Raw genomic sequence first — 23,972 nt, forward strand, 5'->3', positions numbered from 1 at the left:
GTCTTTATTTGTTGAAAACATAAACTGTGCTTATTTAATTATTTATTAACAATAGCTTAAATACCTGTCTATGTAAAACATAATCGAGCATAACCGTACGTTTTATACAATTATTAAGGACTCTCTATTTTAATCAGTTACTAAAATATACCGCGCTTTAGATTTGGTATTATTAAAATATTGGAGAGGCACATAACAAACTGCTTAAATGAATAGCGTCACAGTAAGATTCATCGATTATGCTATTCTATGGTGTGTTGAAGTAGACTTGCACACCCTAATCTCAGCCATCATGTTTAGAAATAACCCGCTCTTTCTCCAAGATACAATCGCGGCTTAACTCAAAACCAAATTTAATCAGACATTTTCTTAATCTGCTGGATTTATATGATTACTCCAAACTCAAAGCCCCGTCGCAAAGGTTGGCTGCCACGTTCTTATTCCAATACTTGGCTGACAACCTTGATGGTCGCTTTTATTGTTCTCATAAGTGTGAGTTTGTCGATTTTATTCTTTTGGCGCAGTCTTTATCTGCCAGAACTCAAAAACCATGCGCGTTATTTGACAAGTGAGCTGCGATTAATCAATAGTGTAAATAAAGACTGGCAATATCGTCCTGATATCCGCCAATGGGTGTATCAACATTCTCATGTCGTGGTGGTGAACAACCCCAGTGACTTTCCAGAGGTGGCTGACAAAGCATTTGTGAGCTTCTTTACTGATGTACTTCAGTATGAGATTGGTGCACAGCTGGGTCGACCTGTCGAAGTTTATTTCAAGTTCAAACCAACACCGCAGCTTTGGGTACAAGACAGCCGCGATGACAGTTTCTGGATTCGTGAGCCAGTAGTTTATTACTCGCAGTACAGCCCAACATTGCTCATATTGTTTTTGATTGGATTGCCTATCTTATCGCTGCTAACGATTATTTTGTTAGCTAGGCAATTGAACCGCCCTTTACGTTATCTACAACGTGCAGCGACTAACTATATTCGTCTGGGTCATGCGACCACACTGCCAACGCAAAAAGGCCCTACCGAGATACGTCAAGTAAACATGGCTTTCAACCGTCTATTTACAACGTTAAATCAAGCCCAAAAAGAGCGAACCATTATGCTCGCAGGTATCTCACATGACCTGAGGACACCATTAACTCGTATGCGTTTGACTGCTGAGATGCTACCAGATGATTTTTTTCGTGAAGGGCTAATTTACGACATTGAGGATATGGATGCGATTTTGGAGCAGTTCATCTCATTTATGAAAGACGGCTCCGATGAGCCAGTTAGCTTGACCAATTTGGACACGATATTTAATGAGATCATGGTGCAGTTCGCACCCATGAAGTTCGTTTATCAATCAGAGTGTCACAAGGTCATTCCTGTACGCCCCTTATCCATCAAGCGTCTCATCATCAACCTGATCAATAACGCCAATCGTTATGGCAAACCGCCGATTTATCTATCAGCCACGGTGATACCAACATTTATAGAAACGGTTGAAGAAGAAGATAGCGATGTCGTCAGTGAGAACGTTGTCAATAAAGAAGCACAAGAGCAACTGATGATTTGTGTGCGTGACTGCGGTGACGGTGTGGCAGAGGATCAATTGGAGCGTATCATGCAGCCATTTGAGCGTGGGGAGACCGCACGTACTACCCAAGGTAGCGGTCTAGGGCTGGCCATTGTAGATCGCATTGCGCGGTTACATCATGGTACAGTCGAAGCCATCAATCACCCTGATGGTGGGTTACAAGTATGTGTACGTATACCGCTACTTTCTAAAGTTGCTGGAGACAGTACTTTGGCTGCTGATGCAGTCGATGACAAATCTACAGTCGATAGTATTACATCGAATGCAGACAATTCTTAATACTATCGCTTGAACAAACCCTGCGTGGATAAATTAATCTTTGCTGCCAATGATAGGCGGAATATATTCAGCACTATTAGTAAATTCTAATGGCTGAGTAATTTCTTCTTTGGCTGTCTTTAGTGTTTGGGTTGTTGATGGCTGCTTTAGAAACAAGTAGTAACCCAGCGTAATCGCATTCAATAGCACCAAGCCACCAAATAAATATGGCATCCTTTGCCTCCTATATTGTCAGACTACCCTAGAATAAGCTGCTGCAAGCATGACACCTGATTATCAAAATATTGGTAATCAGGTTCGTTTAATGATGACAACTTTTTACTTGTCATCATTGTTCAGTATTATTCAGAACTGTTATTTAGTTTCAAAATCGCGTTCGCTTTTTTCTTGCGTCAATTCATCAGCAGCCAAAACTTGTGTCAATGGTTTGATAGGCCATGTCATTACGAATCTTGCGCCGCCAAGATCTCGGCTCTCATCTACTTTCATACTACCATTAAACCAAAAGGCAATGCGCGATACAATAGACAGACCTAGGCCGTAGCCGCCTGATGCTCGTGTACGGCTATCATCCAAGCGCGAAAACGGTATAAATACTTTTTCACGATCAGCCTCAGGAATACCATGACCGTCATCTTCGACGCTAACGAAAGCATTGCCCTTTTTAACACCAGCACTCACGATAATAGTAGTTTCAGCATAACGTAAAGCATTACCTGCAAGATTCTGAATCACACGGTGCAGATAGCGTCGATCAGCAATCGCGGTTACTTTCGCATTTGGCAAGTTGGTCACTATTTTAATCGGCTTACCTAGTGCATTGGTCTCACGCTCAATCTGCTGTAGCAGCTCTATGAGATTTACTGGTTCTAAATCTAATTTTGGCGAGCCTTCTTCGAGCTTGGCATAAGTCAAAATCTCATCAATCAAGCCATTAAGTGATTCGATATCTTCATCGATATAGTCACGCTGCATAAACCGTGAATCTTCGTCATCAGTATCAGCCAGCATATCTACCGCAAATCGAATACGAGCAACTGGCGTACGAAGCTCATGTGATACGGCTCGCGTGAGCTCTCGCTGCGACTCAATCAAACGCTTAATATGTGACGTCATTGCGTTAAAGGTGGCTGATAAACGTGCAATCTCATCTTGACCAATTACTTGTACTTGAATATCAAGGTTGCCTTTACTCACCTCATTAACACCAACTTGAATAAGCTGCAGCTTGCGCTCAAGTGGGAAAATAAGCGCATAAACACCCAAACTGATTAAAAACATACTAATCAGGATCATACTAATAATCAAATTAAGTGGAAACCAGTTAAATAAGGGTACAGGCCCTATCAAGACTGCCATATCATTGATTTCAGACGGAACCACTATCTTGATGGCCGAGCTACTGGTACTACTATTAGGGTCTTGTAATGAGATGACCACTTCATCGCGGCGTAGGCGTGACATTTGATCTGAATCTAAATCGAGCGTGTTAACAGGCACAAATGCCAGAGGAAAAGAAAATTTCTCCTCAAGTTCGGCCAAGCGTGCACGTTTATCAGACAAGGTGACTTCATAAGACAAATCGTCCAATAAAAAGACAGCAATTGCTCTGACTTGCTGCTCCGTAACCTCCGATATCCGTGCTGTTAGGACATTCTCATTATCCGGCAAGCGATAATAAACATCTGCATACACAGGCTGTTCGACGTAACGAACGACAGTATTATCATTTTTAAAGCGTCGTAGCTCGCTGGCAGTAAAATCTACTTCATCAATAGGTATGATTTTAAAATTTGCACCAAACAAACTACTGGCATCAGACAACCAGTATTCCCGCTCTTCTGCAGTGTTTTGGTGAGAGATACCTTCGCTCACCAAATGAAAAGCCCCCATTGCCATGTTTTCACGGTAGGACTGTACACGCTCCTTATTGATAGTACCCATCAATAACTGCGCAAACAATGCTACGCACAAACAGACTATGAGTAGTCCAGCATAGATACGAACAAAAATACTGTGTTTTAAAGAAGAGACTAATGACATACGTGCCGTGACCAACTTAATAAATAAAAACTGCTGACATCATCTAGCATATAATCGCTGCTATGTGATTGATATCGAACACTGTTGAATAGGATTATCAGACGCTAAATATAATATTTTAATGGATATGCAATGATCATCCAAAAAGAATAGACATTTTATGCATTTAGTTCACGTCTATAATAAGTGCTTAATTAAACCACATAACACCGTATTTAAGTTCAAAAATTAAAATTTAGCCACAAAAAAACCAGCAACTAGGCTGGTTTTTTCAAACGGCGATCAATATTTAGTCATTAAATAAGCAAAAATGACTTAATTACCTTCTTTCACAAACAGATAACCCTTACTACGTACCGTCTTAATACGTTTTGGATTTTCTGGATCATCACCGATTTTTGGACGGATACGTGAGATACGTACATCGATTGAGCGATCTTGTCCATCATACTCAATACCGCGTAGACGCTCAAAAATATCTTCACGAGATAAGATACGACCTGCGTTAGACGCAAGTAACCATAGTAGATCGTATTCTGCACTGGTGAAATCAACCAATTCGTCACCTAGATTGACTGAACGACCACCGTTATCGATGACTAGCTCGCCAAACTCTAGACGCTGTGGCACATCTTCTGATGGTGCATTTTCTGAGCGGCGCAATAACGCACGAATACGAGCTAATAGTACGCGCGGCTGAGCGGGTTTGGCAACATAATCATCAGCACCCATCTCAAGGCCGAGTACTTGATCCATGTCTTCAGTACGGGCAGTCAACATCAGAATTGGATTTTGATAATGCGGACGCACTTCACGGCATACGGTCAGACCATCGCTACCAGGAAGCATAACATCAAGTACGACCATGTCTGGTTGCTCATTGACGATACGGCGAATAGCGCGGTTACCATCAGTTTCAATTGCTACTTCTAAACCATTTTTGACCAAGTAATCTTGAGTCAACATGGCCAGACGCTCATCATCTTCAACAATCAAGATTCGGGGGGTGTTGTCTTCTTCAGTCGTTGTCATTGTTATATCCTCTAATACATCTAATTTAAAAGCAGTAAAAGTAAGAGCGGTAAAAATTAATAGCACCATAAAGTGGCACAATCGATGTTCGTATAGCTGTTACAAACTTAGCAGCACAGTATACTATTAAACCTATCGCTTCCCATACTATAGCTGATAGTCGTTAACAAAACCTATAAACTACATCGACTAAAACTTTAGTTTACGTCCAAAAATAATGTCATATATTTCTGCATTAGCTAATGGTTTTACTTTTGCAGACTACTTAATATCTAAGTACATATGAATTATCAAATGAATGATTAAGGTTGCTCAAATACACTCAATCATCGCTGTTCATTTACGATGTTCCATTATCTAATATAACGACATATTACGATTGTCGCCAGTAACTTTTCGGAATATTCTAATATTGTTTCTCTCAATCATAGATGAACCATTTTGCTTTAAAAAATAGAGAATTGATTTATTCATAGCTCAGAGCTTATCGAGGTCAATCATGATAAAGTGAACCAATCATTAACGAGTAGACATAAAAAAACAGCCCATATGATGGACTGTCTTTTTATCATTACTTCTAGCGATAACTCTAAATGATTAGCTAGAACTATCAGCAATGAATTATGCGCGGTTTTTATACTTACGAATAGTCTGTAATTGTCCTACTGACTCTGCAAGCGACGCTAAAGCTGCATTGGTTTGTAGTGTATCAGACTGATTGACCAGCATTTGCTCTGCTTTTTTGCGTGCTTCAACGATTTTGCTTTCGTCAAGATTATGCGCACGCATAGCGGTATCAGCCAATACAGTTACCATTTTTGGTTGTACTTCTAGTACACCACCTGAAACATAAATGACTTCTTCTTCGCCGTTTGCTTTTTGCACTCGCATTGCACCCGGTTTTAGCAAAGTAATCAGCGGTGTGTGACCTGGCAATACACCAATCTCGCCTTCGGTACCAGTAGCTATTAACATGCTAATTTCGCCTGAATACAACTCTTCACGAGCACTTACGACGCGACATTGTAACGTTGCCATACTTAACTCCTTACCATCAAAGCGCAATCAAAAAACAGTAAACACTGCGATGCGTTACTAAAGAGTAGATATAAAATTTATATTATACCTACTCATTAACTCATGCTCATACAACTTACGCTGCAGAAGACTTCATTTTTTCAGCTTTAGCAACAACTTCATCGATGCTACCAGCCATATAGAATGCTTGTTCTGGCAGGTCATCATACTCACCTGCGATGATTGCTTTAAAGCTAGCAATGGTATCGCGTAGTGGTACGTATTTACCAGGTGCACCCGTAAAGACTTCAGCGACGTGGAATGGCTGAGACAAGAAGCGCTGAATCTTACGAGCGCGATAAACAACCAATTTATCTTCTTCTGATAGCTCATCCATACCCAAGATAGCAATGATGTCTTTAAGCTCTTTATAACGCTGCAATACTTCCTGAACACCACGAGCAACGTTGTAATGCTCTTCACCGATAACTTGTGGATCTAGCTGACGCGACGTCGAATCTAGTGGATCAACCGCAGGATAGATACCCTGTGATGCGATATCACGGCTTAGTACGACTGTTGCATCCAAGTGAGCAAACGTTGTAGCAGGTGATGGATCGGTCAAATCATCCGCAGGTACGTATACCGCCTGAACTGAAGTAATCGAACCTGACTGCGTTGACGTAATACGTTCTTGCAGTAAGCCCATCTCTTCAGCGAGTGTTGGCTGATAACCAACCGCTGATGGCATACGGCCAAGTAGTGCTGATACTTCTGTACCCGCTAGTGTATAGCGGTAGATGTTATCAACAAACAACAGTACGTCACGACCTTTGCCAGTAACAGGATCTTTGGTATCACGGAAGTACTCAGCCATGGTCAAACCAGACAGTGCAACGCGTAAACGGTTACCTGGTGGCTCATTCATCTGGCCATATACCATTGCTACTTTAGACTTACTAAAGTCTTCAGTGTTTACAACGCCAGCTTCCTGCATTTCGTGATAGAAATCGTTACCCTCACGAGTACGCTCACCAACACCAGCAAATACTGATAAACCTTCATGTTTTAGAGCGATGTTGTTGATCAGCTCCATCATGTTAACGGTCTTACCAACACCAGCACCACCGAACAGACCAACTTTACCACCTTTAGCAAACGGGCAAAGTAGATCAATAACTTTAATACCCGTCTCTAGTAGCTCAGTGCTGTTTGATTGCTCAGCATAACTTGGTGCTTCACGGTGGATGGACCATTTATCGTCAGCAGTAACAGGACCTTCTTCATCGATAGGACGACCAAGAACATCCATGATGCGACCTAGCGTACCAGTACCTACAGGCACAGAAATCGGTGCACCAGTATTAGTAACAGGTAGGTTACGCTTTAAACCTTCGGTTGAACCCATTGCAATAGTACGTACGATACCATCACCTAGCTGTTGCTGCACTTCTAGGGTGGTTTCGGTACCATCTACTTGCAAGGCATCAAAAATTTGAGGAACTTCATTACGGTTGAACTCAACGTCAAGAACCGCGCCAATAATCTGTACAATACGACCGCTACTCATTGCGTTCTCCTTGAACTTCTATATATAGGTGTAGTCAATTATGAAACAGCAGCAGCACCGCCAACGATTTCCGAGATTTCTCGGGTAATCGCCGCTTGACGCAGCTTGTTATAAACCAACTGTAAATCGTTAATAAGGTCACCAGCATTATCTGTTGCCGCTTTCATCGCGACCATACGTGAAGACTGCTCAGAGGCAATGTTTTCCATTACCGCTTGATAAACAATCGACTCGATATAGCGACCAAGCAATTCATCAATCAACATCTTGATGTCAGGCTCGTAGATATAATCCCAGCTAAGTTCTGTCTGTAGACCACTGTCTTCATCACCAAATGACTGCTCTGGTAGAGGTACCAACTGATTGACTGTCGGCTTCTGAGTCATCGCATTGACGAATCGGTTATAGACCACATAGATACGGTCAAGTTTACCGTTGCTGTAGTCCTCAAGCATGGCTTGAACCGGTGCATTTAATTGCTCAAACGTTGGTTTGTCACCATAATCGGTCACAGCCGATGTAACATTACCACCAAAGTTTTTGAAGAAGCTGACACCTTTGGCACCGATGACTGCAAACTCAGCTTGTACTGACTGATCTTGATAATCTTGGATACTTTTAGTTAAAGCTTTGAATAGGTTAATATTCAAACCACCCGCTAGGCCACGGTCAGAGGTAATGACAATATAGCCAACCTTATTGACTGGACGCGATACCATATACGGATGTTTGTAGTCTGATGAGGCATGCACCAAATGTGAAATAACCCGGCGCATACTATCAGCATACGGGCGACCCACTTCCATGCGCTCTTGGGCACGGCGCATTTTACTTGCCGCTACCATTTGCATCGCACGAGTAATTTTCTGGGTGCTTTTAATACTGGTGACTTTGGCACGTATCTCTTTTAAGCTTGCCATAATGATTCCAATATAAGAGGGTTAAAAAGCATTGGCGCATGCGACAATCGTTTAATATACAACATCACTTTTATAGAATAACATTTTATATCTTGTGGCATTACGCGATCTAATACCGATCATGGTTAAAACAGTGGCGCCAATATCTAGTCAGACAACGCGCCACTTTTCAAACGACAGTCATAACCACTTCGGCTTAACCCGTTAAATTAATAACTGTGATTTTGTTTAAAGGTCTCTAACGCTGACTTTAAACGACCTGCGATATCATCATTGTAGTTCGCAGTGTCATCAATCTCACGCATCAATTCACTTTGCTCATCATGCATATAGCGCAAGTACGCTTCTTCGAAAGAACCAATCTTTTCGACAGGTACGTCAGCTAAAAAGCCTTCGTTTGAAGCATAGATAACCGCTGCTTGCTCAGAGATTGACATCGGCTGATACTGCTTTTGCTTCATCAATTCAGTCACACGCTCACCATGATCAAGCTGTTCGCGAGTGGCGTCATCAAGATCTGAGGCAAACTGAGCAAATGCTGCCAATTCACGATACTGAGCCAGTGCGGTACGAATACCACCAGAGAGCTTTTTGATGATCTTAGTCTGAGCAGAACCACCAACACGCGATACCGAGATACCAGCGTTGACTGCTGGACGGATACCTGAGGCAAATAAACTAGACTCTAAGAAGATCTGACCATCAGTGATTGAGATCACGTTGGTTGGTACGAATGCAGATACGTCACCAGCTTGTGTTTCAATGATTGGTAGTGCGGTTAAAGAACCAGTTTTACCTTTCACTTCACCGTTAGTGAACTTTTCTACATAATCAGCGTTTACACGTGATGCACGCTCAAGTAGGCGTGAATGTAGATAGAATACGTCACCAGGATAGGCTTCACGACCTGGCGGACGACGTAGCAATAGTGAAATCTGACGATAAGCAACGGCTTGCTTTGATAAATCATCAAATACAATCAATGCATCTTCGCCGCGATCACGGAAGTATTCGCCCATCGTACAACCTGAGTACGGTGCGATGTACTGAAGTGCTGCAGGCTCTGATGCTGAAGCAACCACAACAGTGGTATATTCTAATGCGCCAGTTTGCTCAAGCTTACGTACCACGTTAGCGATGGTCGAACGTTTCTGACCGATAGCCACGTATACACACTTAATGCCTGAGGCTTTCTGTGCGATGATCGCATCGATAGCCATTGCTGTTTTACCAGTCTGACGGTCACCAATGATAAGCTCACGCTGACCACGACCGATTGGGATCATAGTATCAACGGCTTTATAACCGGTCATGACTGGTTGATCTACTGACTGACGATCGATAACACCAGGGGCGATCTTTTCAACTTTGTCAGTCATCTTGGCATCGATAGGACCTTTGCCATCAATAGGATTACCCAAAGCGTCAACAACACGGCCTAGCAGCTCAGGACCTACAGGTACTTCAAGAATGCGACCAGTACAATAGGCTTTTTGACCTTCTTGTAATTTTAGGAAGTCACCTAGTACTACTGCACCAACAGAATCACGCTCTAAGTTAAGCGCCATTCCGTAGACTTCACCTTCAAACTCAATCATTTCGCCGTACATGGCATCTTCAAGACCATGAATCTGCACGATACCGTCAGATACTTTGACAATCGTGCCTTCATTCTTTGCAGTTGCACCCGCATCAAGGTCTTGAATACGCTGCTTAATCAGGTTACTGATTTCCGCTGGATTCAATTGTTGCATTGCCTTGTTTCCTTTAATTTATGATAACCCGCCCACTGACTCAAATGCTCTTGCTATGACGCAGATAATATATGACTGCATCGATAAATGGCATTAGGCAGTTAGCTGTGTTTTTAACTGTTGTAACTTGCCGCGCATCGAATCATCAATGACTTTATCACCGACTTTGATTGTAGCGCCTGCCAATAAACTTGGATCAACTGATTCGTGAATCACTACACTGGCATTTAGCGAGGCAGCAAGACGCGTTTGTAGCATTTGACGCTGGTCATCAGTCAATGGGTAGGCAGAAGTCACATATGCGTCAAGCTGCTTTAAGCTTATTGCCTTGTGACGGCGATAATGCTCATAAACTTCAGGAAGCAGCGCTAGACGCTCTTGTTGCGCCAACTGCTTAACAAAATTATTGAGCTGGGGTGATACTTTAGGGTAGCTAATACTGTTACCGTAGCGAGAACCTTTGCTCTCGCCTAGTAGCTGTTTAAAAGCAGAGTCGCTATCACCGGCCACTTGTGAGTCATAAAGATCGACCAAAGCAGCTGACTTATGCTCAGCAGAAACAGCTGGATTGTCTAGCCAAGTACTGAACGACTTGTCATTGACAACAGTGCTAGCGACAAGTAAGAAATCTTCCCACTCGTGTACAGCGCCGTTTTCATTGGCATAGTCAAATGCGGCTTTAGCGTACGGTCGTGCTAAGGTTGATAAGTCAGCCATTATATCCTCACAATTACAGCTTCGCCGCCAGTTGGTCTAACATACTGGCATGTTTTTGCACATCGACTTTGTCTTGCAAAATCTTCTCTGCACCAAGTACAGCCAGTTCAGCAACTTGGGCACGTAATGATTCACGCGCTTGATTGATTTCTTGGTCGATAGACGCTTGCGCTTGTTGACGAATGCGCTCGCCTTCCGCTTGGGCTTGCGATTTTGCATCTTCGATGAGCTGATTGGCACTCTTGTTTGCTTGCTCGATTAGAGCGGCAGCCTTGGTCTTTGCAAGATCAAGTTCCTGCTGGACATTTTGCTCCGCGGTCGCCAAATCTGCTTTTGCTTTTTCTGCGGCATTCAGACCTTCAGCAATTTTACGCTGACGCTCATTGATGGCACCGATAAGTGGTGGCCACACGAATTTCATGCAAAAAATCACAAATATTGCAAAAGCAATGGCTTGACCGACGAGGGTAAAATTGATATTCACGTGATCACCTCTTTGTTAATGAAAAATCAGTTTCATTGATCATGTTTGGTAGTCAAATCTTGACTATATTTAATAGAAAACCCTTGAGCACCAAACATGTACAACTGAGCTTTCGGATTAACCTGCTAGAGGGTTAGCGAACAACAATAGCATAGCAATACCAACACCGATCATCGGAATAGCATCCAAAAGACCTGCTACGATGAACATACGAGTTTGCAACTGTGAGCCAAGCTCTGGTTGACGAGCAACGCCTTCTAAGAATTTACCACCTAGAATAGCAAAACCAATACCTGTGCCAAGTGCGCCAAGACCGATAAGTAGTGCTACTGCGATAACTGTGTAACCACCTAATACTGGATCCATTGATGTATCCTCATTTACCTATTGAATGTCTAATTAATGTTCAGTTGATGATGCAAGCGACATATAAACTATCGTCAGCATCATGAATACGAACGCTTGAAGTGTAATAACTAAGATGTGGAAGATAGCCCACGGTACCGATAACGCCCATTGAATCCAAAACGGCATTAGAGCAATCAGTATGAAAATCAATTCCCCAGCATACATGTTACCGAATAGACGCAAACCAAGTGATACAGGTTTCGCTATTAAGGTAACTGCTTCTAGGATGAAGTTGATCGGGATCAAAATCGCTTGTACGATTGGGTTTTTGGCGCTAAATGGATGCAGTGTTAACTCACCGATGAAGCCGCCCAAACCTTTTTCTTTAATGCTATAAAAGATAATCAGTGCAAAGACAGAGAACGACATGCCAAGCGTGATGTTAGGATCAGTCGTTGGAACAATCTTAAAGAAAACATGATGTGGATCGTGACCCATAGCGGCGCCAACTTGTCCTGCAATACCTGGAATAAAATCAACAGGTATCAAATCCATCAAGTTCATCAAGAAGATCCAAACAAAAATAGTCAACGCCAATGGCGCGATCAGTTTTGATGTACCACTGTACGAATCACGAACGTTGTTATCAACAAACTCAACGATCATCTCAACCGCTGCTTGAGTTTTGCTTGGTACGCCTGAGGTGACTTTTTTGGCAACCATCCAAAAGATGGTACAAAATAAAATACCTAGACCAACTGACCATAGCATAGAATCAAGATGGATAGCGTTAAAGCCCATTTGCCCTGCTTCTTCAGCATCATAGGCAACTTTCCAACCTTCGCCCGGCAGATAGCCGTACGTCCAATTCGTTAAGTGGTGAGAGATATATTCTGATGATGTTTGCTCGGATGCCATAATGTAAGCTTCTTATTAATCAACGATTTAATCAACTACCAAAAATATGGTTGTCATCTGATGGGGTTTAGTGTTTCTATTTGCCTTGCAACTAAGCAAACAAATAAATCATACTAAAAGCACCCATGTAACCAACAACATCCAACCCATAGTTCTATTACTAATGCTATATTTGATAACTTGACATAAATTTTAGCTATCAAAAAAGGGCTTATGATAACTCAGTAATAGCCCTTGCATGTATACGCAAAATTATTATATATGTGCTTGTCTACTGGCCGTTTTTTACGACCGGCGCTTAGTGTAGCGCTCATAAACAAAATATTTAGCTGCCTATATTAATGCAGCGTTGTATTCGTGTAAAGTCAATTATGATTTTATTATCCACTGTATGAATAAGTTAGCTGACAATAACGGCTACTAATATAGTTAGTCGTCCATAACTAAACTGTAAAAATTTAATCATCAGTGAGGTTAATAGCTGGGTCAGCTCTACCCCATCACTGTGTCGTTGCATACTGCGCCTGACATAGAGGCTCATACTTCGATTTTTATAATCATTGGTGCTGTCATTGGACAGTTTTGTACTTTGACTTTCTGAACTAGTCATAGAGAAGTTGGACGGCAGGGTGACTTGCCAGTACTATGAATAAATTATCTATGTGATGATCATTTATTAGCGCTAGCGTATATGCCACAACATCCAACTGTGACTAATTTGCATTACCATAAAACCGATAAACAGCGCAGGCGCCGATAGGGGTTGTACGGTAATAAAAATTAGTGCGAAACCAAACACAGTCAACAGCCATTTAGCCATCTGACCTCGATATAGCTGGCTAACGATATGTTGGCGCGCGCGATATCCAGTGTACCAAAAGATAAAAAAAGCAAAAACGGCTTGAGTCGTAAAACTGAGCAGTGCACCAATGGCGGCGCTCTTTGCTACAGTAAGCTCACTACGTAACCAAATCGTATCTATAACCCAAGCAATAATGATAAGGATAAACAATATCCATGCTTGCCGTTTGATATAGATGCCTATTTTATCTTTTTGCGTGCGTTTGGCAGGCTTGGTCATCGATATTCCTATAGCCTTTCAGCATTGGGATAATATAGCATACTTACAACACTTTTATCCGTAAATGACTTACTCTACAGGCATTACCTTTAAACCAAAATAAAACGCCACTTATTATAAGGAGACAGCCACTATTAAGCAAGTAAAATATGACTTTTATCAGTCACCTAACGCAACCCACTGGTATTGCTATGTTACGTAGCCATAGCAGATACTTGAAAAACAGCTGTCTCACTCTTTTTAAAACTTTAGCTTATAGAACAACCCTAACGAATGGCTTCCTATTCTAGGATATGCATTGGTGAATTTGCTGAGCCATTGCTGTCCATCCTTCTACAAAGTCTTCGCTATCGCTCATATCTTCGATTTGGACAGTGGTATTGATAGGTTGCAATTTGGCAAGCAACCCTTTGCTAGCGGTGCTCTGATTGACTAAGCACATCTGTTTGGCTGGACGATTGTCATTAAGCCAGCGCAATTGACTTGCTTTTGGGGCAAGGTGATGGTCTGGACTTAAGCTACCTGCCAGCTTTATTTGTGTGGCATTTTCAATATATTGATAGGCATCGTGATAGGCCCAATAAGGACGCTGTTTTTGTGTGGATTGCTGTATCTTCGCTACAGCATTGTCCATACGCTGTGCAAATTTTTTGGCGTTGGCTTGGTAGGTGCTTTTATACTTTGGATTGGCATGGCTATGAATAACAGCTAAGGCACGAGTAATGGCCTTTGCATTTTCAGGATCGAGCCAGATATGTGGATCAAATGTACCCGCAATAGGCTTTCCTTGAATATCACGAAGAGGATGTCGAGTAAAAGCATCAAAAGCAAATAGGTCAATGGCATTAGGTGCCATCTCTAAACTGCCAGTCAGGCTGTTTTCTAATGAGGGACCAAACCAAACCACGAATTTACTGTCTTGAATGGCTTTCTTATCACTTGGACTAATACTGCTATGATGCCCCACATCGCCAGCTTGTAAAATTTGGTTAGCAGAAGGTGTGCCTTCCGTTACGGCTTGACTGAGTAAAAACATGGGATGATTGCTGACACTGACCGTTGCTGCGTGCGCGCTTAATGTAAAAGAGCCTAAGACTACCAATCCTGTAATCAGTAAGCGCTGTAACGTAATGATTGAGCGTCGTAAATAAGTAAAAGCAGAGTTCATGGTAAGCTCTTTAATCAATGAGTAACAAAGTTATGAGTCACAGTGTCGTGCCGCATCATTGGATAAAAAATGATCAATATATATAAGCGATGTGAGACAACTGATTCAACTTCACGTTTATTATGTTATACTATAACAATAGAAAACGCTATCATAAAAAACGTCATGCGATTACCATGCTATTTTGGGAGCCTGTACTATGTCTACTACCTCATCGAATTGCGAACATTTACATGATGTGCAAGATTTGACTCCGCATGACGTTATTGAACGCTTAGCAGCAGCAAAAGAGCACTGTCGTCTGAGTGGGGCACGTTTTACCCCTTTGCGCCAGCAGATATATCAGCTGGTTTTAGAGTCTGATCAACCTGTTGGTGCTTATGACTTAATCACGCAATTGCAGCAAATGCGCCTCTTTGAGATGGATGATAGTGATACGCTAAAAGCATCAGGCTTATCAAAGCAATCTGTAGAAAAACCATCAACCAAAAAGCGAGCACCAAAAAATGTTGCGCCGCCGACGGTTTACCGCAGCTTAGAGTTTTTACTAAGTGAAGGGTTGATTCATCAATTAACGTCTATCAATGCTTATGTTCCTTGCTGCCATCCCAGAGCACAGCACACGGCTGCCTTTTTAATCTGCGATCAGTGCCAGCGAGTTCAAGAATGTAGCAGCTTACCAGTACAAGAAATGATGAGTTTCGCTGAGCAAGATGTGGGTTTTACGGTTGAGCGTAGTGTTATTGAGCTGAGTGGTCGTTGCCAAGTTTGCCAGTAAGATTGATTCAGTCTTTTTGGTTGCTTGAGAAGTACGTCGCTGTTCTTGATTGTTTATTTGTATTATCCATTTACCTATTCGTTGTTATCCTATGAGCCTGTCTACCTCACCCTCTAACCAGTCGACTACTGCTATTGTGAATAGTAGTACCACGAATGAAGCTGGCAAACTGCTGAGCTTGAACGACGTCAGCTACCATATCGGCCACCAACGTTTGCTCTCACATATTGATATTGATATTGCAATCAATGAGACCGTCAGTATTATCGGACCTAATGGTGCGGGTAAGTCAACGTTGGTCAAGCTTATTTTGGGTCTGATCGAATCCACAAAAGGCAGTATCACAGCTCATCAACAGCTACAGCTTGGCTATGTACCGCAGCGATTCGCTGTGCCGCCCATATTGCCGCTGCGCGTCTGCGATTTGTTGGGACAAGCAGATAAGAGACGCCTTACCGCTGAGCAGCGACAGTTTATCTTTGATAATTTGTCACTAACGCATTTGTTGTCACGACAAATGCTGCACTTATCAGGTGGTGAGACGCAGCGAGTGCTACTGGCAAGGGCGCTATTAGATAAGCCCAATTTACTTATTCTAGATGAACCGATGCAGGGTCTCGATCCTGATACCGAGGTTTGGTTATATCAATTTATCGATGAGTTGCCGGAGTTTTTGCGCTGTGCGATGCTGGTAGTATCACATGATCTGCACTGGGTAATGAAAGGCAGTCGCCGTGTCATTTGTCTCAACAAGCACATTTGCTGTGAAGGACAACCAAGCGAGCTTGCTATGAGCTCTGAGTTTCAAAAGCTATTTGGTCATCATTATGAGCAGCCATATGTGCATCAGCCACATGCTTGCGAGCATCATGCACCAAGCGAGCTATAACGATAATGACCAAAAACAATGATGAACTAAATCGAAAATAGCTAACATCAAATTCGTTAAAGCCAGCGTTACCAGACCGATAGACAGCACTAACTTTTCTTATAAAAATTTTACGGACACTTCTTATGACCGCTTGGTTAGCCATTATTGCACCTGCTTGGATCGCTGGCAGTATTTTAGCCCTACTATCAGCGCCTTTAGGATGCTTAGTCTTGTGGCGACGCATGGCATTCTTTGCCGATGCTTTAGCACATGGTACCTTGCTTGGAGTCGCACTTGCTGCTTGGTGGCAGTTGCCCATGGGTATAGGTGTGGCATTGGTTAGTGCAGCGGTGGTGCTGTGTCTGGTACTGATGGATGATGACCGTCTGCCAGCTGATGCCGTGCTTGCGGTGGTAGCCGTCACGCTGTTGTGTTTGGGGCTATTGACTTTAACGCAGCTGACCAATCAACAAGCCAATGTCTTAGGGTTTTTATTTGGCAATTTACTTGAACTGGACTGGGCGGATTTGCCACTACTCGCTGGTAGTGTACTGGCTGGATTGGGGCTACTATTGTATATTTGGCCCGCTCAAATAAAACTTGCAACTCATGAAGCATTAGCTCGCATTCAAGGCATTAACCCGACCCGCCAGCGACTATTTTTTATGGGTGTTCTTGCAGGGTTTTGTGCGATTGCGCTACAGGCTGTTGGCAGCTTATTGATTAGCGGTTTATTGGTATTACCTGCACTGACGGCACGCTTATGGTCTTCATCACCAAAACAAATGGTGATCACAGCGTTTATCATTGCGCAGCTCGGCGTGACGCTTGGCGTGTGGGGAAGTATCTGGCTAGATATCCAGACTGGACTCTCTATCGTATTGATATTAGCGATATTGTTTTTTATCGCGCTAATGGTTTCGAAGCTAGCCAAAATAAAATTTCGGTCAGCGCGCTAGCGTGCTGATATATAGGCTATAGCAGCATTACACATCTGCTTTAGTCAACTTTATTTCATTAATATCACTAGAGCTTTCATTGGCTTTATGTTATAAACTTGCTTTACCATTATTTGTACCGATTCACTATATGACTCGTCATTAATTAGTGTTAATAATAGATTAATATAATTTTGAAAATAGTAGATCATTTATCCATATTCGTTCTCACAATGACCATTGTTTTGATTCGATAAGGGACCGACCCAATGCCAAACTATCCCGTCAATAAAATCAGCACGTCCGATGAACAGATAAATATTTTACAAATTACTGATTTGCATCTATCTACGCCTGTCGCTGCTGATACTGACAGTAGTCATGTCAATGAGGTGGGTGATTGTCAGCGTAATTTTGAAGCTGTACTGCAGCAAGCACTGAGTGAAGATATTCGCTGTGATTTGATTATTGTGACTGGCGATCTGGTCAGTAAAGTAAAGCCCGCCACCTATGATCATATCTTTGATGTACTACAGGCAACCCAAATTCCTTTTGTATGTATCGCTGGCAATCACGATGTGACTGATGAGAATGGTGAAGACTTGCCGTTTTTTCAGCGGACACTCATTGCCCAGCCTGCTGACTCACGCTTACTCAGTCGGCACATCATTGAGAGTGATCACTGGCAGTTACTGTTATTAGACTCGTCTATCACAGGTAAAGTGGCAGGTGAGATAACCACTACAGATATTGATTGGTTATGCAAACGGCTTGAGGCATGTGCTAAGCCTGCGCTTATCGCCCTACACCATCACCTCATCCCAGTAGATTCTGACTGGATTGACACCCATATGGCGCAAAACGCTGAAACTTTTTGGGAGTATATGGCGCCTTTTGAGCATTTACAGGTAATCATTAGCGGTCATACTCACCAAGAGCAGATTCGTTATCGTCAAGGTGTGACTGTTTATAGCACACCATCTACCTGCTATCAATTTAAACCTTATTCGCATGATTTTGCTTACGATGAAGCTTGCTTGCCTGGTTACCGCTGGTTGCAATTAGCCAACAATGGAAAGGTTGCAAGCTGGATTGAAAGACTGGATACTTAATGCCCATATTTATTGGTGCATAAAATAGCTATAGCGCTTATACCTCAAGGATTTAGCACTTATTAACTGAGGTAACGCTAGAGAGTAGATTAAGAAAAAATGAGATCAGGATAAAAAATAACTTCATTATTATTAAAAACAATGATACAACTTGTAAAATGAAGCGAAATGACCTGATATCTCGCATTAGTCAGCAATATAGTAGCTAAAATCGTTTTTCACAGTCAGTCATTTACCACATGATTGCAGCCATGCCATTGAACGAAAATGTTGCATCGCAGTATACCTAAGCAATGGTGTGTCGATACCGATAGGCCAACATAACGATATTATTCGATCAGCTGTGTTACTTGTGTTACCAAGTGGTAAAACGTTTGATAAAGGGACAAATTATAGCGTTTGTAAAACTGATAACGTCTTGTCTTTTGATACGTCGTTTTATTGAATTAATTTGAAAAAGTAGGATACCCATATGAGCACCGTGACCACAAATCCAAGTGAATTCAAGTTTACTCCTTATGTGCCAGCCCCAGACGAAGAGTATATGTCTGATGCGCAGTTAGAGCATTTTAAGGCAATTTTGTTGGAATGGAAAAACCAACTGATTGGCGAAGCGGATCGTACCAAAAGCTACATCCAAGACGAATCAAGCGCCATGCCTGATATCAATGACCGTGCAACTCAAGAAGAAGAGTTTGCGCTAGCCTTGCGCACACGCGACCGTGAACGCAAACTTATCCGCAAAATCGACAAGTCCATGCTAGAAATCGAAAATGATGACTATGGATTTTGTGAAACTTGTGGTGTAGAGATTGGTTTGCGCCGTCTTGAAGCACGTCCAACAGCGACCCAATGCATCGACTGCAAGACTTTGTCTGAGATTAAAGAACGCCAAAACCAAGGCGCTTAAATCAGATAGAACTAAGATGACTGTAAAACAAAGCGACCCTATGAGTGGTCGCTTTTTGCATTTTAGACGACCGTTTAGATGACTGCCTCTTCACGCAAACGCTCCCCCTACTCTGTGTTGAGTAGATGACTGATGTAGCGTTGGTGAAATGTTGCCTTTGCTCACGAAACAATCTCATTTAATAAATATCTTTTGAACCTGATTTTTATTATTCTATCTGTATTATTTTTATCGATAGCCATTTATTGTGAAAACTATTCCTACTGATACGCCATCTCACACCAAATCATCCCAGCCTATTGGCCGCTTTGCCCCTTCACCAACGGGTGAGTTGCACCTTGGTTCTTTGACCACGGCACTTGCAAGCTTTTGCCATATCAAATCGCTCGGTGGACAGTGGCTGCTGCGTATCGAAGATACCGATACTGAGCGCTGTGATAGACAGTTTACTGAACAGATTTTGATGGACTTAGAGGTACTTGGGTTGCACTGGGACGGTGATGTCATTTATCAATCTGAACGCATTGATATTTATAACGAATACTTGTCCTCATCGTTACGCCCATTGACCTACGGCTGCCAGTGCTCACGCAAAGATTTAGAGCAGTATTGGGCGCAAGAGGAAATTAGTAGACATCACAATAATGCGCACCTAACACAACCATGCAATCAAACGCAGCCAAACAGACAGCATTACCCACGACGCTGTGTCGCATCTGGCCTTGATAGGCAACAGCATAAATTACGTATACAGCTGCCAGACTATAAAATTGGCTTTCACGATGGTATCCAAGGACTGCAGTGGGACAATCCGCAGCAGACACTAGGAGATATGGTGGCTCGTCGTCAAGACGGTATGATCAATTATATACTGGCAGCCAGCATTGATGACGGCCTACAACATGTGACTCATATCATGCGTGGTTTGGATATTTTACCCATGACCACAGCGCAGATCAGTATCATGCAGGCGGCACAACTGCCAACCATCGACCATTGGTATCATCTGCCATTAATCAACAATACAGATGGTCAAAAGCTCTCTAAGCAAAATCTTGCGCAGCCAATTGATACCTCAGACCCAAGCCAGCTTATCGCTGATGCCTTAAAACTCCTACAGCAACCAAAGGTCGATATTGATACACCAGAGAATATGCTCAAGCAAGCAATTGCTCAATGGGACAATACGCCGCTACAAGGGAAACAGCAGTTGAATTCGCCTTATTAAAGATAACTAAAAAGCAACTCACAAAAAATAGATAGCAAAAAGCGCCACTGTTTGCGGCGCTTTTTTAGTGCTTGATCATAGAATGTATAGACTAACTTAAACTTTTTAGTAGTAGCGGCATTGGCTCTTTTCAATCTCAGGGCTTTCTTTATATATTTTCAATAATAAAGCCACCATCACCAAGCTAATCAACATTGAAGAACCGCCATAACTAAAGAATGGCATGGTGAGACCTTTGGTAGGAATGGCACCCATGTTCATCGCCGCATTAATAATCGTCTGCGCAATAAACACCACACCGATACCGAACGCGGTATAGCTCATGCGCATTTGGCGACGTTTTAGCGCGTTGTAACTGATACGCATCGCACTACCGATAATCAATGCCTCAAGTATCAATACCATACTGACACCAACAAAGCCCAACTCTTCACCCGTAATCGCCAATAAAAAGTCAGTATGCGCCTCAGGCAAATGCGATAGTTTTTGTACGCTTTCGCCATAACCAACCCCAGTGAACTGTCCACGGCCAAAAGCAATCAGACTACGTGCCAGCTGATAATCGGTATCCTGCACATCATCAAACGGATCCATGAACGACATCACACGTACCAATCGGTACTCTGCCGTGGTCACCATCAACACTGCGCCACCAACGGCTGCCGCACCCAATGCTAAGAAATGCTTATAAGGTGCTCCAGCGATATAAAAAATCGCAAATAGCGTCCCCAAAATAACGACAAAAGAACCAAAATCTGGCTGCGACAATAGCAGTATCGTTATCAGTACCACCACTAGCATAATGCGTAAAAAGCCATCTAGGCCATTACGAACCTCAAAAGAGCGACGCACCACAAAATCAGAGACAAACACAATCATGACAAGCTTAGCCAACTCGGCTACCTGAAAGTTAAAGCCTCCCAGCGTGAGCCAGCGCTTAGAGCCGTTAATGGGTGTACTAAACAGCGTTGCCACCAGCAAAATACCAGTAATACCCAACAAAATAAACTGCGTTTCAGTCTTATATAACGTGCGTAACGACACACTATAGTAAGGAATAATGGCAACGATCAAACCTATCGTCATGTATAACAGCTGGTTTTTGAAAAAGTACAGCTCTGTCATACCGCGACTGAGCGCAAAAGGAATAGAAGCAGAAGCCACCATCAGCAGACTAAGTACCATCATGCAGCCGACGCTCGATAATAAGATTGCGCGCGCTGATGGCATAGAAAGCACACCATCTGAGCCAGAGGCTTGCTTGGTTTTGGGCGAAGAACGAAAAAAAGAAGAGAGCGCCATAATTTTATATACACTAACAAACGAAAAAACACGGCGTCTATGAAACGCCACCGTTTAAAAAATCATAAAGTAAATCTTACTAGATAGACGATGATAAAAACCCTCAATCATCAAAAAATGCTTGAGCAATCATTTATCTAGCAATCAGAGTCATTACGATCGACAGTAGCAGCAATTTATAAGCAAAACAATCATTTATACGAGAAATGCTGCTTTGGTTAATAAGTAACTCACGTGCTACTACACCATCTAAGCTAATCTGTTCGAGCCCATAGCCATTTAAGACTTTTAACTGATAATCGTGCTATCTGATTGTGCCGTATCTAACTGAGCAAACAATCGACTGAAATGCTCACCGCGAGCCGCATAACCACTGTATTGATCAAAACTGGCACAGGCAGGTGACAACAATACCGCTTGCACTTGCGATAGGCTGCTAGCAGTGACTTGCTGAATAGTGACAAAGGCGTTTTCTAATGTTTGGCATTGATGCAATGCGACATCATCGCCTAATTTTGTTGCGCGTAAATGCTGCTCAATTTGCTTGCCATCCTCACCAATAAACAGCACTTGGCTGACATACTGATTGATAAAGGGCGTCAACTCGCCAAACTGCTGGCCTTTACCTTGCCCGCCCAAAATCAATAATAGCTTACCATCTTTTGGTGCATAGACCGCGCCTAGCCCTTCGATAGCAGCCATGGTCGAGCCAATATTGGTGCCTTTAGAATCATCAAAATAGTCGATATTAACAAAGCTCCCTACATACTGGCAGCGATGCTCGAGACCTGTGAATTGCTGTAACGTCTCAAGCATACTCTCAAGCGGCAAACCTGCAAGCTCACCGAGCGCTAAAGCTGCTTGCGCGTTTAGCAGATTATGACGTCCTTTCATCAACAGTTTGTCTGCGGACAGTAACCTTTCTGTACCACGCGCAATAAATGTTTGGCCTTCCACATCTGTTATCAGGCCATACTGACCTTTGTCAGGCGCATGGATGCCAGTACTGATCCTTGGCAGATTGTCTGCAACCAATGGACGGGTGAGTGCATCCTCACGGTTGATGACGACGGACTTAGCGCCTTGGAAAATACGATGTTTGGCCTGATGGTAGCCCAGCATATCACCATGGCGATCGAGATGATCTGGCGACATATTGAGGACAGTAGCAACCTTTGCCCCCAAATTTGTGACGGTTTCTAGTTGAAAGCTAGATAGTTCTAGCACCGCCAGCTCCATGTTCGTATTATCCAGCAAAGTGAGTGCCGGTATCCCTATGTTGCCGCCCACACCCACATTGATACCAGCGTCTGCTGCCATTTGCCCCACTAAGGTGGTCACGGTGCTTTTGGCATTGGAGCCTGTGATCGCCACAATCGGCACCGTACAGGCTTCACAAAAAAGCTGAATGTCGCTGACGACGGGAATATTTGCGTGACGAGCTGCTGCAATGGCAGGCATGTCAAGCGAGATACCAGGACTGATAATAATGCGGGCAGCTTGCTGCAATAATTCTGCATCAATGGTACCAAACTGACGAACCTCAATCTCATCTGGCAATTGTGCTGCCAGTGTAGGCGCGACCTGTGCATCTGTTACCGCCACTTGATAGCCTTGTTTGGCAAGATAATGCGCGACCGATAACCCAGACTGTCCCAAACCAACCACGACCTGTAGACCATCACCCTTGTGAATCAAGGTTTCTGTTGCGTTATGAGCGGTCATATCTATTCCTTCTATTGAACGAGCGAGATGTCATCAAGCACACTGATGCGGATAGCGACTCCAAATGACACCGTCGAGATGACAAGCATCATAACGGTATCGTTCAGATTTCGGTACTGATTTTTTATGTGTTTGTGCTATTATTCGCCTATTTTTATATTCAGTGGCTAATGCTATAATAGCT

At 42.8% G+C, this 23,972-nt stretch carries 22 protein-coding genes; 7 read left to right on the forward strand and 15 right to left on the reverse strand.

What is annotated here, in order from left to right:
- Positions 1-387: 387 nt before the first annotated feature.
- Positions 388-1,872, forward strand: a complete 1,485-nt coding sequence (locus BTW00_RS04665; RefSeq protein ID WP_075106452.1) for an ATP-binding protein — start codon at positions 388-390, stop codon at positions 1,870-1,872.
- A 33-nt stretch (positions 1,873-1,905) separates the two neighbouring features.
- On the opposite strand, the gene BTW00_RS04670 is transcribed toward BTW00_RS04665, so the two are convergent.
- From BTW00_RS04670 to BTW00_RS04730, 13 genes are all read right to left on the reverse strand, one after another.
- Complete coding sequence (locus BTW00_RS04670) at positions 1,906-2,085, reverse strand: hypothetical protein (protein WP_075106453.1); 180 nt, start codon at positions 2,083-2,085, stop codon at positions 1,906-1,908.
- Positions 2,086-2,226: 141 nt separating this feature from the next.
- Positions 2,227-3,915: an ATP-binding protein gene (locus BTW00_RS04675; protein ID WP_075106454.1), complete on the reverse strand. Its 1,689-nt coding sequence runs from the start codon at positions 3,913-3,915 to the stop codon at positions 2,227-2,229.
- Between the two features lie 315 nt (positions 3,916-4,230).
- On the reverse strand, positions 4,231-4,947 hold the full coding sequence (locus BTW00_RS04680) for a response regulator (RefSeq protein ID WP_058023509.1): 717 nt from the start codon (positions 4,945-4,947) through the stop codon (positions 4,231-4,233).
- A 621-nt stretch (positions 4,948-5,568) separates the two neighbouring features.
- The gene (locus BTW00_RS04685) at positions 5,569-5,985 is read right to left on the reverse strand and encodes a F0F1 ATP synthase subunit epsilon (protein WP_058023508.1); all 417 of its coding nucleotides are present in this window, start codon (positions 5,983-5,985) and stop codon (positions 5,569-5,571) included.
- Positions 5,986-6,100: 115 nt separating this feature from the next.
- Positions 6,101-7,534, reverse strand: a complete 1,434-nt coding sequence (atpD, locus tag BTW00_RS04690) for a F0F1 ATP synthase subunit beta (RefSeq protein ID WP_058023507.1) — start codon at positions 7,532-7,534, stop codon at positions 6,101-6,103.
- A 38-nt stretch (positions 7,535-7,572) separates the two neighbouring features.
- Positions 7,573-8,454 (reverse strand): F0F1 ATP synthase subunit gamma, encoded by an 882-nt coding sequence (gene atpG, locus BTW00_RS04695; RefSeq protein ID WP_075106455.1) that lies wholly within the window; start codon positions 8,452-8,454, stop codon positions 7,573-7,575.
- A gap of 209 nt (positions 8,455-8,663) precedes the next feature.
- On the reverse strand, positions 8,664-10,208 hold the full coding sequence (gene atpA / locus BTW00_RS04700) for a F0F1 ATP synthase subunit alpha (RefSeq protein WP_058023505.1): 1,545 nt from the start codon (positions 10,206-10,208) through the stop codon (positions 8,664-8,666).
- Positions 10,209-10,301: 93 nt separating this feature from the next.
- The gene (locus BTW00_RS04705; RefSeq protein WP_075106456.1) at positions 10,302-10,925 is read right to left on the reverse strand and encodes a F0F1 ATP synthase subunit delta; all 624 of its coding nucleotides are present in this window, start codon (positions 10,923-10,925) and stop codon (positions 10,302-10,304) included.
- Between the two features lie 13 nt (positions 10,926-10,938).
- Complete coding sequence (locus tag BTW00_RS04710; RefSeq protein WP_058023503.1) at positions 10,939-11,409, reverse strand: F0F1 ATP synthase subunit B; 471 nt, start codon at positions 11,407-11,409, stop codon at positions 10,939-10,941.
- A 117-nt stretch (positions 11,410-11,526) separates the two neighbouring features.
- Complete coding sequence (gene atpE / locus BTW00_RS04715) at positions 11,527-11,775, reverse strand: F0F1 ATP synthase subunit C (protein WP_010197960.1); 249 nt, start codon at positions 11,773-11,775, stop codon at positions 11,527-11,529.
- Positions 11,776-11,808: 33 nt separating this feature from the next.
- Complete coding sequence (atpB, locus tag BTW00_RS04720; RefSeq protein ID WP_075106457.1) at positions 11,809-12,675, reverse strand: F0F1 ATP synthase subunit A; 867 nt, start codon at positions 12,673-12,675, stop codon at positions 11,809-11,811.
- 682 nt (positions 12,676-13,357) lie between these two features.
- Positions 13,358-13,756 carry an ATP synthase subunit I gene (locus BTW00_RS04725; protein WP_075106458.1) on the reverse strand — a complete coding sequence of 133 codons (399 nt, stop codon included), beginning with the start codon at positions 13,754-13,756 and terminating at the stop codon, positions 13,358-13,360.
- Positions 13,757-14,042: 286 nt separating this feature from the next.
- Entirely contained in the window at positions 14,043-14,924 is an 882-nt protein-coding gene (locus BTW00_RS04730) for a metal ABC transporter solute-binding protein, Zn/Mn family (protein WP_075106459.1), read from the reverse strand.
- A gap of 199 nt (positions 14,925-15,123) precedes the next feature.
- Here BTW00_RS04730 and BTW00_RS04735 point away from each other — a divergent pair, with 199 nt between their 5' ends.
- The 6 genes from BTW00_RS04735 (at position 15,124) to gluQRS (ending at position 20,761) form a co-directional block, all read left to right on the forward strand.
- Positions 15,124-15,702: a Fur family transcriptional regulator gene (locus BTW00_RS04735; protein ID WP_058023499.1), complete on the forward strand. Its 579-nt coding sequence runs from the start codon at positions 15,124-15,126 to the stop codon at positions 15,700-15,702.
- A 91-nt stretch (positions 15,703-15,793) separates the two neighbouring features.
- Complete coding sequence (locus BTW00_RS04740; protein ID WP_083499546.1) at positions 15,794-16,591, forward strand: metal ABC transporter ATP-binding protein; 798 nt, start codon at positions 15,794-15,796, stop codon at positions 16,589-16,591.
- Positions 16,592-16,716: 125 nt separating this feature from the next.
- On the forward strand, positions 16,717-17,532 hold the full coding sequence (locus BTW00_RS04745) for a metal ABC transporter permease (RefSeq protein ID WP_058023498.1): 816 nt from the start codon (positions 16,717-16,719) through the stop codon (positions 17,530-17,532).
- Positions 17,533-17,780: 248 nt separating this feature from the next.
- The gene (locus BTW00_RS04750; protein WP_075106460.1) at positions 17,781-18,623 is read left to right on the forward strand and encodes a metallophosphoesterase; all 843 of its coding nucleotides are present in this window, start codon (positions 17,781-17,783) and stop codon (positions 18,621-18,623) included.
- Between the two features lie 472 nt (positions 18,624-19,095).
- Positions 19,096-19,533, forward strand: coding sequence for an RNA polymerase-binding protein DksA (gene dksA, locus BTW00_RS04755; protein WP_075106461.1), 438 nt, complete (start codon positions 19,096-19,098; stop codon positions 19,531-19,533).
- Between the two features lie 247 nt (positions 19,534-19,780).
- Positions 19,781-20,761: a tRNA glutamyl-Q(34) synthetase GluQRS gene (gluQRS, locus tag BTW00_RS04760; protein ID WP_371915058.1), complete on the forward strand. Its 981-nt coding sequence runs from the start codon at positions 19,781-19,783 to the stop codon at positions 20,759-20,761.
- A gap of 105 nt (positions 20,762-20,866) precedes the next feature.
- On the opposite strand, the gene ftsW is transcribed toward gluQRS, so the two are convergent.
- A complete protein-coding gene (gene ftsW / locus BTW00_RS04765) occupies positions 20,867-22,063 on the reverse strand; it encodes a putative lipid II flippase FtsW (RefSeq protein ID WP_178379254.1) in 1,197 nt (398 codons plus the stop codon).
- A gap of 288 nt (positions 22,064-22,351) precedes the next feature.
- Positions 22,352-23,788 (reverse strand): UDP-N-acetylmuramoyl-L-alanine--D-glutamate ligase, encoded by a 1,437-nt coding sequence (gene murD, locus BTW00_RS04770; RefSeq protein ID WP_075106462.1) that lies wholly within the window; start codon positions 23,786-23,788, stop codon positions 22,352-22,354.
- Between the last annotated feature and the right edge of the window lie 184 nt (positions 23,789-23,972).

The organism is Psychrobacter sp. C 20.9 (assembly GCF_001921765.1).
GTDB lineage: Bacteria > Pseudomonadota > Gammaproteobacteria > Pseudomonadales > Moraxellaceae > Psychrobacter > Psychrobacter piscatorii_B.

Bases quoted from the DNA above. Each gene is read 5' to 3' on its own strand.
- atpD (WP_058023507.1), bottom strand. From the start codon at position 7,534: ATGAGTAGCGGTCGTATTGTACAGATTATTGGCGCGGTTCTTGACGTT.
- BTW00_RS04665 (WP_075106452.1), top strand. From the start codon at position 388: ATGATTACTCCAAACTCAAAGCCCCGTCGCAAAGGTTGGCTGCCACGT.
- atpB (WP_075106457.1), bottom strand. From the start codon at position 12,675: ATGGCATCCGAGCAAACATCATCAGAATATATCTCTCACCACTTAACG.
- BTW00_RS04705 (WP_075106456.1), bottom strand. From the start codon at position 10,925: ATGGCTGACTTATCAACCTTAGCACGACCGTACGCTAAAGCCGCATTT.
- BTW00_RS04735 (WP_058023499.1), top strand. From the start codon at position 15,124: ATGTCTACTACCTCATCGAATTGCGAACATTTACATGATGTGCAAGAT.
- atpE (WP_010197960.1), bottom strand. From the start codon at position 11,775: ATGGATCCAGTATTAGGTGGTTACACAGTTATCGCAGTAGCACTACTT.
- BTW00_RS04750 (WP_075106460.1), top strand. From the start codon at position 17,781: ATGCCAAACTATCCCGTCAATAAAATCAGCACGTCCGATGAACAGATA.
- atpA (WP_058023505.1), bottom strand. From the start codon at position 10,208: ATGCAACAATTGAATCCAGCGGAAATCAGTAACCTGATTAAGCAGCGT.
- ftsW (WP_178379254.1), bottom strand. From the start codon at position 22,063: ATGGCGCTCTCTTCTTTTTTTCGTTCTTCGCCCAAAACCAAGCAAGCC.
- BTW00_RS04680 (WP_058023509.1), bottom strand. From the start codon at position 4,947: ATGACAACGACTGAAGAAGACAACACCCCCCGAATCTTGATTGTTGAA.
- BTW00_RS04745 (WP_058023498.1), top strand. From the start codon at position 16,717: ATGACCGCTTGGTTAGCCATTATTGCACCTGCTTGGATCGCTGGCAGT.
- BTW00_RS04730 (WP_075106459.1), bottom strand. From the start codon at position 14,924: ATGAACTCTGCTTTTACTTATTTACGACGCTCAATCATTACGTTACAG.
- BTW00_RS04685 (WP_058023508.1), bottom strand. From the start codon at position 5,985: ATGGCAACGTTACAATGTCGCGTCGTAAGTGCTCGTGAAGAGTTGTAT.
- atpG (WP_075106455.1), bottom strand. From the start codon at position 8,454: ATGGCAAGCTTAAAAGAGATACGTGCCAAAGTCACCAGTATTAAAAGC.
- BTW00_RS04670 (WP_075106453.1), bottom strand. From the start codon at position 2,085: ATGCCATATTTATTTGGTGGCTTGGTGCTATTGAATGCGATTACGCTG.
- BTW00_RS04725 (WP_075106458.1), bottom strand. From the start codon at position 13,756: ATGACCAAGCCTGCCAAACGCACGCAAAAAGATAAAATAGGCATCTAT.
- murD (WP_075106462.1), bottom strand. From the start codon at position 23,788: ATGACCGCTCATAACGCAACAGAAACCTTGATTCACAAGGGTGATGGT.
- BTW00_RS04675 (WP_075106454.1), bottom strand. From the start codon at position 3,915: ATGTCATTAGTCTCTTCTTTAAAACACAGTATTTTTGTTCGTATCTAT.
- BTW00_RS04740 (WP_083499546.1), top strand. From the start codon at position 15,794: ATGAGCCTGTCTACCTCACCCTCTAACCAGTCGACTACTGCTATTGTG.
- dksA (WP_075106461.1), top strand. From the start codon at position 19,096: ATGAGCACCGTGACCACAAATCCAAGTGAATTCAAGTTTACTCCTTAT.